Origin of the sequence: Mesorhizobium sp. LNJC405B00 (assembly GCF_000502615.1) — a bacterium.
Lineage (GTDB): Bacteria > Pseudomonadota > Alphaproteobacteria > Rhizobiales > Rhizobiaceae > Mesorhizobium.
Genome location: NZ_AYWC01000004.1, coordinates 97510 through 110254, shown reverse-complemented (window position 1 = coordinate 110254; position 12745 = coordinate 97510). Strand labels below are relative to the sequence as shown.

Annotated in this window: 14 protein-coding genes; 7 read left to right on the top strand and 7 right to left on the bottom strand. The window is 63.3% G+C overall.

Annotated features, from left to right (window positions below; all coding sequences use genetic code 11):
• Positions 1-176 precede the first annotated feature (176 nt).
• Positions 177-1007, top strand: coding sequence for a trans-aconitate 2-methyltransferase (gene tam / locus X756_RS155670; protein ID WP_023729366.1), 831 nt, complete (start codon positions 177-179; stop codon positions 1005-1007).
• Between the two features lie 94 nt (positions 1008-1101).
• Positions 1102-2223: a beta-ketoacyl-ACP synthase III gene (locus X756_RS155675; protein ID WP_023668239.1), complete on the top strand. Its 1122-nt coding sequence runs from the start codon at positions 1102-1104 to the stop codon at positions 2221-2223.
• Here the strand turns inward: X756_RS155675 and X756_RS155680 are convergent, their stop codons facing one another.
• Complete coding sequence (locus X756_RS155680) at positions 2224-2790, bottom strand: isoprenylcysteine carboxylmethyltransferase family protein (protein ID WP_023668240.1); 567 nt, start codon at positions 2788-2790, stop codon at positions 2224-2226. It abuts the gene before it with no gap.
• Between the two features lie 196 nt (positions 2791-2986).
• Between X756_RS155680 and X756_RS155685 the strand changes: the two genes are divergently transcribed.
• Positions 2987-3598, top strand: coding sequence for an MOSC domain-containing protein (locus X756_RS155685; RefSeq protein WP_023729365.1), 612 nt, complete (start codon positions 2987-2989; stop codon positions 3596-3598).
• Positions 3599-3657: 59 nt separating this feature from the next.
• Here X756_RS155685 and X756_RS155690 read toward each other — a convergent pair whose 3' ends face one another.
• Complete coding sequence (locus X756_RS155690; RefSeq protein WP_023729364.1) at positions 3658-4500, bottom strand: SDR family oxidoreductase; 843 nt, start codon at positions 4498-4500, stop codon at positions 3658-3660.
• Positions 4501-4645: 145 nt separating this feature from the next.
• Positions 4646-5608 carry a D-amino acid aminotransferase gene (locus X756_RS155695; RefSeq protein ID WP_023668243.1) on the bottom strand — a complete coding sequence of 321 codons (963 nt, stop codon included), beginning with the start codon at positions 5606-5608 and terminating at the stop codon, positions 4646-4648.
• A 152-nt stretch (positions 5609-5760) separates the two neighbouring features.
• Here X756_RS155695 and X756_RS155700 point away from each other — a divergent pair, with 152 nt between their 5' ends.
• The gene (locus X756_RS155700) at positions 5761-6267 is read left to right on the top strand and encodes a hypothetical protein (RefSeq protein ID WP_023729363.1); all 507 of its coding nucleotides are present in this window, start codon (positions 5761-5763) and stop codon (positions 6265-6267) included.
• A 6-nt stretch (positions 6268-6273) separates the two neighbouring features.
• Here the strand turns inward: X756_RS155700 and X756_RS155705 are convergent, their stop codons facing one another.
• Both X756_RS155705 and tsaA read right to left on the bottom strand, forming a co-directional pair.
• Positions 6274-6588, bottom strand: a complete 315-nt coding sequence (locus X756_RS155705) for a DUF2293 domain-containing protein (protein ID WP_023668245.1) — start codon at positions 6586-6588, stop codon at positions 6274-6276.
• A complete protein-coding gene (tsaA, locus tag X756_RS155710; protein ID WP_023729362.1) occupies positions 6585-7091 on the bottom strand; it encodes a tRNA (N6-threonylcarbamoyladenosine(37)-N6)-methyltransferase TrmO in 507 nt (168 codons plus the stop codon). The genes X756_RS155705 and tsaA overlap by 4 nt, the downstream gene beginning before the upstream one ends.
• Positions 7092-7257: 166 nt before the next feature.
• On the opposite strand from tsaA, the gene X756_RS155715 reads away from it, so the two are divergent.
• Positions 7258-8280, top strand: coding sequence for a metalloregulator ArsR/SmtB family transcription factor (locus tag X756_RS155715; RefSeq protein ID WP_023688015.1), 1023 nt, complete (start codon positions 7258-7260; stop codon positions 8278-8280).
• On the top strand, positions 8280-9197 hold the full coding sequence (gene metF, locus X756_RS155720) for a methylenetetrahydrofolate reductase [NAD(P)H] (protein WP_023688016.1): 918 nt from the start codon (positions 8280-8282) through the stop codon (positions 9195-9197). The genes X756_RS155715 and metF overlap by 1 nt, the downstream gene beginning before the upstream one ends.
• A gap of 449 nt (positions 9198-9646) precedes the next feature.
• Here the strand turns inward: metF and X756_RS155725 are convergent, their stop codons facing one another.
• Positions 9647-10564 (bottom strand): DMT family transporter, encoded by a 918-nt coding sequence (locus X756_RS155725; protein ID WP_023682155.1) that lies wholly within the window; start codon positions 10562-10564, stop codon positions 9647-9649.
• Positions 10565-10775: 211 nt separating this feature from the next.
• Between X756_RS155725 and X756_RS155730 the strand changes: the two genes are divergently transcribed.
• Positions 10776-11996, top strand: a complete 1221-nt coding sequence (locus X756_RS155730; RefSeq protein WP_023729361.1) for an alanine racemase — start codon at positions 10776-10778, stop codon at positions 11994-11996.
• Here X756_RS155730 and X756_RS155735 read toward each other — a convergent pair.
• Positions 11993-12724 carry an SDR family oxidoreductase gene (locus X756_RS155735; RefSeq protein WP_023690857.1) on the bottom strand — a complete coding sequence of 244 codons (732 nt, stop codon included), beginning with the start codon at positions 12722-12724 and terminating at the stop codon, positions 11993-11995. The genes X756_RS155730 and X756_RS155735 overlap by 4 nt on opposite strands.
• Between the last annotated feature and the right edge of the window lie 21 nt (positions 12725-12745).

Genomic DNA, 12745 nt, shown 5'->3' with positions numbered 1-12745 from the left:
GGGGAGTGTCGTGTTCGGACCAGCGCGCCGCCTCCCAAATCGGAATCGATTTTCGGAAACGATCATGCGAAAATTAAAGTGCCACAGATGTTCTGCGTCCAACAAGGAGGCGCGGCACCGTAGGACAGCCGGCTTATCATCGTGGTGGTGGAAGTCAGCACCGTCGCGAGGTATGGATGAGTAGCCAAGCCACTGAAGCAAAATCCGATTGGTCCGCCGCCCAATATCTGAAATTCGAGGATGAGCGCACGCGGCCCGCGCGAGATCTTGTTGCGCAGGTGCCGGTGGATTTCCCGCGCCGGGTGGTCGACATCGGCTGCGGCCCGGGCAACTCGACCGAGCTGCTGGTCGAGCGCTGGCCGGATGCTGAGGTCATCGGTTTCGATACCTCTCCCGACATGATCGAAAAGGCGAGGGCGCGCCTGCCCAGCGTCAATTTCGACCTCGCCGATGCCTCGACATGGCGGCCGGCCGAGCCGGTCAACGTCATCTTCGCCAATGCGGTGTTCCAATGGCTGCCCACCCACCCGGTAGTGTTCCAGCGGCTGATGGGCTTTCTCGCGCCGGGCGGTGCGCTCGCCGTCCAGATGCCCGACAATCTGCTTGAGCCGTCGCATCGGCTGATGCGCGAGACGGCCGCCGAAATGCCGTTCGCCGCCAAGATGGCAGGTGCTGCGCGCGGACCGCTGCCGGCGGTGTCGTTCTATTATGATCTCTTGTCGCCGCTCTCCATCCGGGTGGATATCTGGCATACGGCCTACAATCATCCGCTGACCGACGCCGAGGTGATCGTCGAATGGGTGAAGTCGACGGGGCTGAAGCCGTTTCTCGATCCGCTCGACGCCGGCGAGCGCAAGATATTCCTCGACAATTACACGGCCAAAATTGCCAAGGCCTATCCGAAGACCGCAAACGGCAAGGTGCTGCTGCGCTTCCCGCGCATTTTCATCGTCGCCAAGCGGGCCGGTAGCACTCCCGATGACATCCCGCCACAGCCTATGGTTTAAGCCGGCGTAAACCGGTGGGGTGAGAAAAGTGTTGTGTCGCGCCCCCTCGTCGTTCACATGAGAACGACAACGCCTGCGCATGGACGGACTGGATATGCATCGCGTCATCATCAGCGGCATCGGCGTTGAAATCCCTGAAGCCAAGATCACCAATGAAGAACTGGTCGCCAGCTTCAACGCCTGGGTCGACACCGAGAATGCGCGCCGGCAAGGCACGGATGAGACGCTGCTGCAGAAATCCGACAGCGCCTTCATCGTCCATGCCTCGGGCGTCCAGACCCGCCATGTGATCGAGCGCGAAGGCATTCTCGATCCGACCCGCATGGCGCCGCGCATTCCGGCGCGGCCCGATGATGCGCTGTCGCTGCAGGCCGAGTTTGGAGTGGCCGCGGCCCGGAAGGCGCTCGACCATGCCGGCCTGAAGCCGTCCGACATCGACCTGGTGATCTGCTCGGCCTCGCACCAGCAACGGCCCTATCCGGCGATCGCCATCGAAATGCAGGAGGCGCTGGGCACCAAGGGCGCCGGCTTCGACATGGGGCTTGGTTGTTCATCGGCCGCGGCCGCCTTGCACATTGCGGCCAATCTGGTCCGGGCGGGCGCGCACAAGCGCGTGCTGGTGGTCACGCCGGAGATCATCACCGGCCATCTCAATTTCCGCGACCGGCAGACGCATTTCATCTTCGGCGATGCATCGGTGGCGATGGTGGTCGAGGGGCTGGGCGAGGGCGAGAGGCGGCCGGGGCGTTTCGAGGTGCTGGACACGCGCACCTGGACGCAGATGTCGAACAATATCCGCACCAATCTGGGCTATCACACCCGCACCGCCCAGGACGATCCTTACATGATCAACCTCGAAGGCAATCTGATCAAACAGGTCGGCAACAAGGTGTTCAAGGAAGTCACCGTCGCCGGCCACAAATTCATTGTCGAATTCCTCGCCGAGCACGGGCTGACGCCGCAAGCCATCAGGCGATTCTGGCTGCATCAGGCCAATGCGCGAATGAACGCCATGATCCTGAAACTAGCCTTCGGCCACGAGGTCGACCATGACCGCGCGCCGATGGTGCTGGAGCGGCTCGGCAACACCGCCGGCGCTGGCGCCATCATCGCGCTGTCGGAAAACCACGCCGACATGAAGCCCGGCGATTTCGGCGTGCTGTGCGCCTTCGGCGCCGGCTATTCGATCGGCGGCGCGCTTTTGCGGATGCTGTAATCAGGCCGGCATGAACGGCACCAGCATCGGTACGCTGCGGGCATAATCGTCATAGGCGTTGCCGAGTTCTCCGCGCAGAAAGCGTTCCTCCAGCCTTGCCTTCATGACGATGCCGATGGTGAGAAGAATCGCGCCGGCGATTCCCCAGACCGTGCCTTTGGCCGCCATTGTGGCAAGCATCGCCAGAAGCAGTCCGGTATAGATCGGGTGGCGGACCATTCTGTAGGGACCGGTGTCGACGACACGGTGCTCGGCCTTGGCCGTCACCGAAGCCGACCAGAGACGGCCGAGATGCAACCGCGCCCACCAGGCGAACAACAGGCCAACGGCAACAAGCCCTGCGCAGATCCACGCTTCGGCAAGGGTCGGAAACCAGAATCGCAGCCGGCCGGCATAGCCATGCGCGGGAATGAACAGCAGCACCGCGCCGATCAACCACAAAGCGCGATAGCGAAGCTCCTCCTGGATGCCGGCACGCTTTTTCGCCGGGTCGGCCCAGAAGGCGGCTAGAAACCAGGACACGACCCAGATCAGCCAAAGCAGCGCGATTGCAGTCCCGGGACGCATGGAAACCTCCGCAGACTTGTCTCACCATGAGGCCGGTGCAGCACGGCGGCAATGCGGCGCAGTACGATAGGATATGCGATCCGCGGTAAGAAGATCGTGATCGGCTGCCATCAGCCCGCTTGATCGGATCATCATTGCTTTGGACTGGACCGGGCTCATGGCTATCGCTAATGCGACCTTGCACAAGGAGTAAGCCATGCTGGATCTTTTCCCTGAGGCTCCGATTGAGATCATTTCAGCGCGAAAACTCGTAGCCAGGGTGACGGCGCTCTACGCCGCACCGTCGAATCACTTCCAGACGCGCCCAGTGGAAGCATTGCAACTCGGTTTCGAAGGCATCGACGGCGACTTCCACGCCGGCGCCACCCGTCGTTCCGGCGGTCGCGAACCCTGGTATCCGCGCGGCACCGAAATCCGCAACGAGCGGCAGATATCAATCGTAGCAGCGGATGAACTCGCCGCCGTTGCCGAGCGGATGGGGCTGGCCGAGATCAAGCCGGAATGGATCGGCGCCAATCTGCTGATCGAAGGCGTGCCGCATCTCTCGATGCTACCGTCAGGCACGCTGCTGTTCTTTAGAAGTGGCGTGACGATCAAGGTCGATGCGCAGAACGGGCCTTGCCGCCTTGCCGGACGTTCGATTGCCGAAAACGCCGGGATGGCCGATCGGGAGGCCGGCGCGCTGGCCTTCCCGAAGGCGACGAAACGGCTGCGCGGCCTCGTTGCCTGGGTCGAGAAACCGGGTCGTATGACAACAGGGGAAGAGATCTCGGTGCGCGTGCCCGAGCAGTGGATTTATCGATCCTAGTACCGAGCTAGGGCAAGGGCTGCGCCGCCGGGGCGACGCAGCCGGATTTCAAGACGCGCTCAGGCCGCCTTGCGGTTCTTCTTGGCGCCCTGCGCCTCGACGGAAACGTGGTCCCACTTTTCCCACAGCGCGATGCGGTTGGCGTATTCCTGCTTGATCATCGGCAGGCCGCCATCGCCGAAGAAGACGCGCAGCGGCGGCTCGGCCGCGTCGACGATTTCAAGCATCGCCGGTCCGGTGGCCTCGGGGTCGCCGGCGACCGAGTTGGCGCGGCGTTCCGCCATCTTGGCGCGGGCCGGCGCGTAAGCCTCGATCGCTTTGGAGACCTTGGCCGAGGCGCCGGACCAATCGGTGGAGAAGCCGCCCGGTTCGACAAGCGTCACATGGATGCCGAATTCGGCGACCTCGATGCTGAGCGACTGGCTGAAGGCTTCGAGCGCCCATTTCGAGGCATGGTAAAGGCCGAGCGACGCAAAGGCGTTGACGCCGCCGATCGACGAGATCTGGATGATGTGGCCGGAGCCCTGCGCCCGCATGATCGGCAAAGCCGCCTGGGTGACCCAGAGCGCGCCGAACACATTGGTTTCGATCTGGTCGCGGGCTTCCTGTTCGCTGACTTCCTCGATGGCGCCGAAATGGCCATAGCCGGCATTGTTGATGACGACGTCGAGCCGGCCAAAGCGCTTGTGCGCCTCGGCGATGGCCGCTTCGACAGCCTTCTTGTCGGTGACGTCGAGCTTGATCGCGGCGACATTATCGCCGTATTTCGCGACGAGATCGGCGAGCGTGCCGGCATCGCGCGCGGTTGCGGCGACACGGTCGCCGCGAGCGAGTGCGGCCTCGGCCCAGACTCGGCCAAAGCCTTTCGACGATCCGGTGATGAACCAAACCTTGCTTGTCATGACGTGGAATCCTTGCCCATGCGGGCCGTGAACTGGGAAGCGGAGGCTTCTCCGCTTCCGCGATATACGGTGCGTCGAGCGATTTTCCAGAGGCGAGGGGGAATCTTTTTGGTCACGTCATCGTGTGGAGCAGGACCTTCGCCGGTCAGGGATAGCGCACCGGGCTCGACCAGGCCGGGTCGTCATGCTTTTGCCAGTAGAGCGCCATCAAGCGCTTTGTGATCCCGCCTATCTTGCCGTCGGCGACAGCAGCGCCGTCGATCACTGTCACCGGCATGATGCCGCCGGCGGTGGAAGTGATGAAGACTTCGTCGGCAGCCTTCAGCGCGGCAACGCTGACGTCGACGGCCGTGGTGGGAAGCGCTGCCTCGGCGCAGAGGTCGAAGACGGTGCGCCTGGTGATGCCGGGCAGCACGCCGGCGGCTGGCGTCGACAGCCTGCCGTCCTTGACGCAGAACACGTTGAAGCCGGGGCCTTCGGCGACATTGCCGTTGAAGTCGAGAATCAATGCGGTTTCGGCCCCACGGTCATAAGCGTCGTAGAGGCCGCGCACGAGGTCGAGCCAGTGGTAGTTCTTGATCGCCGGATCGATCGAGACCGGCGGAATGCGCACCTTGTCGCTAATGGCGACATGCAGGCCGCGCCGCAACTGCTCGGCATTGGCGACCGAGCCGAAGGGAACTGCGAAGGCCATGAAGCGGTTGACCGCCTGGCGCGGATCGCGGCTGAAGGTCGGCGAGGCGCCGCGTGTGCACAGCATTTCGACATAGGCGGCGCGATGGCCCGACAGCGCCACGCAATTGTGCAGAATCTCGGCCACACCATCGCGGTCGGACGGGATCGTCATGCGCAGTTTTTGCAAGCCGGCGAAGAAGCGGTCGAGATGCAGGTCGAGTCGGAAGAAGCTCCCGTCCCAGACATGCACGGTGTCGTAGGTGGCGTCGGAATGCAGAAAGCCCCAATCCAGCACCGAGATCTTGGCTTGCGACATCGGCAGATACTGACCATCGAGAAAGGCGATGCCGTCGGGATAGGAATGCGGATCGATATGGCGATCCGACAAAGCCGGCAATGGCACAATGCTACCGGCTGCTGCGCTTCGGTTCATGGCGATTGGTCCCTTCGGCTTGATGCGGCAGATTCAAGCTAGTGGTCCCCTGCAGGCGGCATAGGGCCACCCAACCATCGCTGTTTGTCCTAGGTAGCACATTCGATATGCCCTATGGTCCGGCTTGAAAATATCCGGCCGGGAGGGGCAAAATGGGCAAATCTTTTCGGACCATCAGCTTTGCAATTTTCCTCGTCTTCGTCACTGGCGATGCCTTCGCGCAATGCGCTCGCGAGGGCGAGGCGCTGTGCCAGAACGGCCAGACCTATCGTTGCGAGAAGACGGGCAGCGAACTGACGCCGATCTTTCAGAACGTGCCTTGCGTGGTCAACGCGACGGGGCTCAACGGGATCTGGACCGGCAGCGGCCATCAAAGTCCGGCCGGGGCTGCCGGCGCCGATTGGGCGATCGCCATGACCATCGGCGATGGCGCCGCGTCGATCGACTATCCATCGCTCGGCTGCGGCGGATCGTTGACCCAGATTTCCCGGGACGACAGTTCGGCGGAATACCGGGAAAACATCAGCTACGGCCAGGACAAGTGCATAGACGGTGGCGGCATCACCGTCCGATTTTTCAAAGGGAACCTGTCCTGGACCTGGGTTGGCCAGGCCGACGGCCAGCCCTACAATGCGGTTGCCGTATTGAAGCGACGGTAGCTGAAGTTATTCCTCTTCGTCCTCTGCATCGAGCAGGCGCGTGGCGCGCCAACGGGTCAGCACCATGTTTGTTTGCTCGATGACGAAGAACCGCGCCGAGTCGCGGTCATAGCCCTCGGCCAGCAGCTTTTCATAGTCGGTATGGCCGTGCCTGATATGGGCGATCGTCGCCAGCCAGACCGCGATGCCCGGCGGCAGCGTCTTCATGTGCACGGCGCCGGCCTCGGTGCGGATTTTCTCCATATCGGCATAGGGCGCCAGGGGCAGCAGTGCGGTCAGCGCCTTGGCGATGGCGCGGCGGCGGCCGGTGGGCGCGCTCATTTTTCGTCACGCCCGGCAATGGTCGCCTCGGGAAAGGCGTCGGTCGAGGCGAAATAGGGCTTGATGTCGATCACCGGGGTGCCGTCGAGCACATCGATGGCGTCGATGGCGATGCGGCCGTGGTCGATGTCGACGGCGATCAGCCTGGCGATATGCAGCCCGACTGGGTTCGGCCGGGCAGGGGAGCGCAGCGAGAAAACGCCTTTCGGCTCAGCCGCATGGCGGGGTCTCTGGACAATCAGTGCCCGCGGCGCGTGATGCAGCCAGGACAGGATGACGATGTGGCTGGCCCGCTCCAGCGCAAGCAGGCCGTCGCGATAGGCAGGGTCGATGAGAACCGTGGCCGCCTGTCCGGCCTCGCGCGCCGCGCGCATGTTCTTTGGGCAGGTTTGCCTGGATGTCCATGGCGAGGCGATGCGGCCGATGAACACGATATGGCCATCCGCCGGCATGTCAGCCGGGTCGGCCTGCAGGAGCTTTTCGCCGTCGCGCGTCTCGAACATGGCTTTCGCCCTAGCACAAGTTTGCAGCCGATCGTCAGGGAAAAGCGGTTCTCTCGGGCGGGGACCATGTGTGCGGCATTTTCTTGTCAGGAAGCGACATAGGCCTTGCTATGCCGCCAAAGCTGACATAAACATATGTTTATATCTTTTCAACGAGAATACGCCAATGCATGTTTCGCTCGATACGATGGTTGATACGTTGAAGGCTGCGGCCGAATCGAGCCGGCTCCGCATCCTGGCGCTGCTGTCGCGCGGCGATCTCACCGTGTCCGACCTCACCGAGATCCTCAGCCAGTCGCAACCGCGGGTGTCGCGGCATTTGAAGCTGCTGCTGGAGGCCGGGTTGATCGGCCGCTACCAGGAGGGCTCGTGGGCCTTCTTCCGGCTGTCGGATACGGATTCCGCGCGCGACTTCGTCATGGGGCTGGTCTCTGGCATTCGCGGCGCCGATCCACAGGTCGAGCGCGATCTCGAGCGGTTGGCATCGGTCAAGCGCAAGCGCCAGGACCGTGCCGCCGAGTATTTCTCCGAGAACGCCGCCAGCTGGGATCACATCCGCTCGCTGCATGTGCCGGACCGCGCGGTGGAAGCCGCACTCCTCAAGCTGGTCGGCAAGCGGCCGTTCCAGTCGATGCTAGACCTCGGCACCGGTACCGGGCGGCTGCTGGAGATATTTTCGCCGCTCTACCGGCGCGGCGTCGGCATCGACATGTCGCGCGAAATGCTGACGGTGGCGCGGGCCAATCTCGACAAGGCAGGCATCGCCAATGCGCAGGTCCGCCAAGGCGACATTTTCGCGCCGCCGGTCGAGCGCGACGCCTTCGACCTCGTCACCATCCATCAGGTGCTGCACTATCTCGATGACCCGGCACGCGCCATTCGCGAGGCGGCGCGGCTGCTGCGTCCGGCGGGCCGGCTGGTGATCGTCGACTTCGCGCCGCATGCGCTGGAGTTCCTGCGCGACCAGCACGCGCATGTCAGGCTGGGCTTTTCCGACCGGCAGATCTCAGAATGGTTTGCCGAGGCCGGGCTCGATCTCGAGGATGCCCAGGAATTCGAGCCGCGCGGCGGCAACGAAGCCAGGCTCACCGTCAAGCTGTGGCTCGGCCGCGACCGCCGCATGCTGATGGCCGAGCCTTCCAATGACACCCAACCCACCAAAGCGTACCCTATGGGGGAAATCGCCTGATGAACCAGTTCCGCTTTTCCCGCCGTCCCGACATTGGCGACAAGGTCCGCGTCTCCTTCGAGTTCTTCCCGCCGAAGACCGACGAGATGGAAGCCAGGCTCTGGGACACCGTCACCAGGTTGGAGCCGCTGAAGCCGAGATTCGTCTCGGTGACCTATGGCGCCGGCGGCTCGACGCGGGAGCGCACGGCGCGCACGGTCAAGCGCATCCTGAACGAGACGACGCTGACGCCGGCGGCTCACATGACCTGCGTCGACGCCGCCCGCCATGAGGTCGACGCCGTCGTCCGCGAATTCGCCGATATGGGCGTGAAGCGCTTCGTCGCCTTGCGTGGCGATCCGGCGGCCGGCGTCGGCACCGCCTACCGGCCGCATCCCGATGGCTATGCCAATGGCGCCGAACTTGTCGGAGCGCTGAAGGACGCCGGCGATTTCGACATCTCGGTCTCGGCCTATCCCGAAAAGCATCCGGAAAGTCCGGACTTTGCCACCGACTTCGATATGCTGAAGCGCAAGGCCGACAATGGCGCGACGCGGGCGATCACCCAGTTCTTCTTCGACAACGATCTCTACGAGCGTTATGTCGAGAAGGCGCGCCGTGCCGGCATCTACATCCCGATCGTGCCTGGCATCCTGCCGGTGCACAATTTCACCCAGGTCGCCAATTTCTCGGCGCGCTGCGGCGCGCTGGTGCCGGCATGGCTGGCCGAGCGTTTCGAAGGGCTGCACAACGATCCGCAGACGCATGCGCTCGTGGCGTCTGCCGTGGCGGCCGAGCAGGTGCTCGATCTAGTCGAGCGCGGCGTCAGCGACTTCCATTTCTACACCATGAACCGGGCCGACCTGGTGTTTGCCATCTGCCATATGATCGGCATCCGCTCCCACGAAACAGAGGCAGCTGGATCCGCCGCCGCCTGAGCTTCATCGTGGTATGAAATCTGAAATGCAAAAGGCCGGGCGAAACACCCGGCCTTTCGAATTTGTGGGCTATTGCTGCTGTTCTTCCGCTCCGGCGGTTACGGAAGAACACCTATGATAAGGGCGCCAATGAAGGCAAATGCAGCACAGATCATCAATGCGTTGATTGGCCTCGTAAGTCCCATGTCATAGTCTCCTCTTCAAGAGCTATGGGTGGAGTCTAGGGGCATTTGTGCCACAGGCAAGCGGAAAATATGCTGCAATGCGACGCGATTGTGGAATTTGCGACCTGCCACCTGGCGTTAGGCATTGAAACTCTTCGGCAAAACCCGCTGGTAGCCTGTGAATAAATTGTGACGTGGCTGTGACGAAAGCGAGGCATGGCAGCGCTACCAGACCTAAAGCGCGTCGTTGTTCCAAAACCGCTGCGCACTTTTGGTCGACGGGCATTAGCGCCGACCAAACAACCGCCCGTCGATCGTCACCAGGCCAAGCGCGATCAGTGCCATGCCGCAGAACTCGAACAGAGCGAGCCGCTCGCCGAGGAACAGGAGGCCGAGCAGGATGGCGCTGGCCGGGACGATGAGCGTGACCAGCGAGGCGTTGGTGGCGCCGGCCGAGGCGACGAGGTTGAAATAGAGGATGTAGGCGAAGGCGGTGGAGAGCAGCGCCAGCGCCAGCACCGCCGTCCAGACCGGCGGCGAGGCCGAGAACAGGCCGGCCGGGCCATAGGTGAGCAGCACCACCGGGATCATGATGATGGTCGACGCCGTCAATTGTCCGGTGGCGATGACCGGCGAGGGCACGCCCTTGAAGCGGCGGGCAATCATCAGCGCGACGGCGTAAGACAGCGAGGCGCCGATCAGCGCGAATTTCGCCCAGACCGGGCCGCCGAGCCCGGCCAGCAGGCCGGGGCCGATCATGACAGCGGTGCCGGCGATGCCGAGCCCGATGCCGGCAAGCTTGTTCCAGGAGAGCTTTTCGTCCGCTGTCAGCGCGTTGGCGAGGATCAGCGTCCAGAACGGCGTCGTCGCGTTGAGCACCGAGGCGACGCCGGCGCCAAGCGCGGTCTGGCCGGCAAAGATCAGCGAGAACGGGACGACATTGTTGGCGAGCGCCAAAAGGAAAAACAGGCCGGCATGCGGGAAGGCGAGACGGAAGGACGGACCGCGAATGCCGAGATAGAGCTGCAGTGCAATGGCCGCGATGGCAACGCGAAACAGCACCAGCACCAGCGGGTGCATTTCGGCAACGGCGATGCGGGCAAAGAAGAACGAGCCGCCCCAGATGGCGCCGAGCAGCAGAAGCTGTCCCCAGTCCCTCAGCGTCATCGGTCCGCGCTGCACGGCTGTCGTGGCTATTGCCATCGTGAACGTCCTTCCCCGCGGCATCAATGCCAGCCACTCAGGCAGAAGGCATATCGGGTCCGGCGACAAGAGCCACCCGAAACCTGATTGCTGGCAACAGTGCTGCCAGGAGGGTGCGCCGCTGGGTCAGTGCCCGCCAGACACAGAATTGTTTTCTTTGGCCGCTAGCTTGGATTAATTGTGCGCAGCCGAGAAGTCAGGGGATTCGTCCATGCAGCGATTCGAGAATGCCCGCGAGGCGGCGCTGGCGCTTCGGCCGGACGATCCGGTCTACTGCTTTCGCCCGCAGGTGCTGAAGGCGGATGCCAAACAGTTCATGGGCATGTTTCCCGGCAAGACCGCCTACGCAGTCAAGACCAATGGCGAGCAGATCGTGCTGAAGGCGCTGGTCGAAGCCGGCGTCACCGCTTTCGATGTGGCCTCGCCCGGCGAGTTCGCCGCAGTGCGCGCCGTCTCACCCGACGCCGAGATGCTCTACATGCATCCGGTCAAGGCGCAGTCGGACATCAAGCTTGCACTGGAAAAATACGCCATCCGGGTCAGTTCGCTCGACCATGAGGACGAGATCACCAAGCTGACGCGGGTGGTGCGGGCGCTTGACATCGATCCGGGCTCCATCAGCGTGTTCGTGCGAATCCAGACCAAGGGTTCGGCGGCCTATGAACTGTCGAAGAAATTCGGCGCCGGGCCGGCCTATGCGGTGGAACTCGCCGAGCGGCTCAACCGCACCGGCTACAAGGTCGGCCTGTGCTTCCATGTCGGCAGCCAGATCGAGGATCCCGACACCTATGAACGGGCGCTGGCCTCCGCCGATTGGGTGCGCAACCGGCTGACCTTCGACATTGCGGGCCTCGATGTCGGCGGCGGCTTTCCCGCCGAGTACGGCCATGACCCCAATCGCAAGCAGATCGAGATGCCGTCGCTCGGCCAGATCATGTCGCGGCTGTCGGGCGACCTGAGGGAATACCAGTTCGACCAGATCCCGTTGGTGGCCGAGCCCGGCCGGGTGATCGTGGCGCGCTGCCTGTCGCTGATCGTGCGGGTGCTGCTGCGCAAGGGCAAGCGGCTCTACATCAATGACGGCATCTGGGCGTCGCTGTCGGATTCTTGGACCGGCAAGATCACACTGCCGGCCCGCTTCATCCCCGATCCGGCGATCCGCTCGCGCAATGGCGAGGAGAAGAACATCGTGCCGTTCAAGGTCTGCGGCGCGACCTGCGATTCCGTCGACATCCTGTCGCGGCCGTTCTGGCTGCCGGAAACCGTCGACACCGGCGACTGGATCGAGATCGGCCATATCGGCGCCTATTCGCTGTCGCTGAGAACCCGCTTCAACGGCTTTTATCCCGATACCTTCGTCGAGGTGACGACGCCGTTTGACGAAGGCGATGCGCCGCAGGGATTCGCCAGCCTGGAGACGATGGCGGACTAAGCGACCCCGCCACCGGCCTGGATATTCTCGCCGGTCAGCCAGCGGGCCTCGTCGCTGGCCAGGAAGACCGCGACATCGGCAACGTCGCGGGGCGCGCCGATCCTGCCAAATGGAGACATGCCGGCCGCCACGGCGCGATCGCGCTCGGGAAGCAGGTCCGTGTCGGTGAAGCCAGGCGACAGCGCATTCACGGTGATGCCGCGCGGTCCGAGTTCACGCGAGAGCACACGGACGAATTGTTCGACGGCGCCCTTGCTGCCGAGATAGAGCGCCGTTTGCGTGAAGAACATCTTGGTGCCGCCGGTGGAGACCGCGATGATGCGGCCGCCGTTTCGCACACGGCGCGCTGCTTCCTGAAGCACGAAGAACGTGCCCTTGGCATTGGTGCCGAAGACATGGTCGAAATCGGCTTCGGTTGCCTCGGTCAGAGGCTTGATGACGGCGACGCCGACATTGGCAACCACGATGTCGATCGCGCCGAACTCACTCTCAGCCTCGTCAAACAGGCGATGAATATCCGAGACGCTTGATATGTCGGCCTGGACGGCGATCGCCTTTCCTCCCTTGCCGGCGATGGCGGCCACGACCTCGTCAGCGGCTTCGTGGTTGCCGACATAGTTGACGACGACGGCAGCGCCCTTGGAGGCGAGTCCTTCGGCGATGGCTCGCCCAATGCCGCGCGAACTGCCGGTGACGAGTGCGGTTTTGCCTTGCAAGGACTTGGGCATGATACGTTTCCTTCAATCATT

Bases quoted from the DNA above. Each gene is read 5' to 3' on its own strand.
- X756_RS155675 (WP_023668239.1), top strand. From the start codon at position 1,102: ATGCATCGCGTCATCATCAGCGGCATCGGCGTTGAAATCCCTGAAGCC.
- X756_RS155715 (WP_023688015.1), top strand. From the start codon at position 7,258: ATGCATGTTTCGCTCGATACGATGGTTGATACGTTGAAGGCTGCGGCC.
- X756_RS155680 (WP_023668240.1), bottom strand. From the start codon at position 2,790: ATGCGTCCCGGGACTGCAATCGCGCTGCTTTGGCTGATCTGGGTCGTG.
- X756_RS155700 (WP_023729363.1), top strand. From the start codon at position 5,761: ATGGGCAAATCTTTTCGGACCATCAGCTTTGCAATTTTCCTCGTCTTC.
- X756_RS155690 (WP_023729364.1), bottom strand. From the start codon at position 4,500: ATGACAAGCAAGGTTTGGTTCATCACCGGATCGTCGAAAGGCTTTGGC.
- X756_RS155705 (WP_023668245.1), bottom strand. From the start codon at position 6,588: ATGAGCGCGCCCACCGGCCGCCGCCGCGCCATCGCCAAGGCGCTGACC.
- tsaA (WP_023729362.1), bottom strand. From the start codon at position 7,091: ATGTTCGAGACGCGCGACGGCGAAAAGCTCCTGCAGGCCGACCCGGCT.
- tam (WP_023729366.1), top strand. From the start codon at position 177: ATGAGTAGCCAAGCCACTGAAGCAAAATCCGATTGGTCCGCCGCCCAA.
- X756_RS155685 (WP_023729365.1), top strand. From the start codon at position 2,987: ATGCTGGATCTTTTCCCTGAGGCTCCGATTGAGATCATTTCAGCGCGA.
- X756_RS155695 (WP_023668243.1), bottom strand. From the start codon at position 5,608: ATGAACCGAAGCGCAGCAGCCGGTAGCATTGTGCCATTGCCGGCTTTG.
- metF (WP_023688016.1), top strand. From the start codon at position 8,280: ATGAACCAGTTCCGCTTTTCCCGCCGTCCCGACATTGGCGACAAGGTC.
- X756_RS155725 (WP_023682155.1), bottom strand. From the start codon at position 10,564: ATGGCAATAGCCACGACAGCCGTGCAGCGCGGACCGATGACGCTGAGG.
- X756_RS155735 (WP_023690857.1), bottom strand. From the start codon at position 12,724: ATGCCCAAGTCCTTGCAAGGCAAAACCGCACTCGTCACCGGCAGTTCG.
- X756_RS155730 (WP_023729361.1), top strand. From the start codon at position 10,776: ATGCAGCGATTCGAGAATGCCCGCGAGGCGGCGCTGGCGCTTCGGCCG.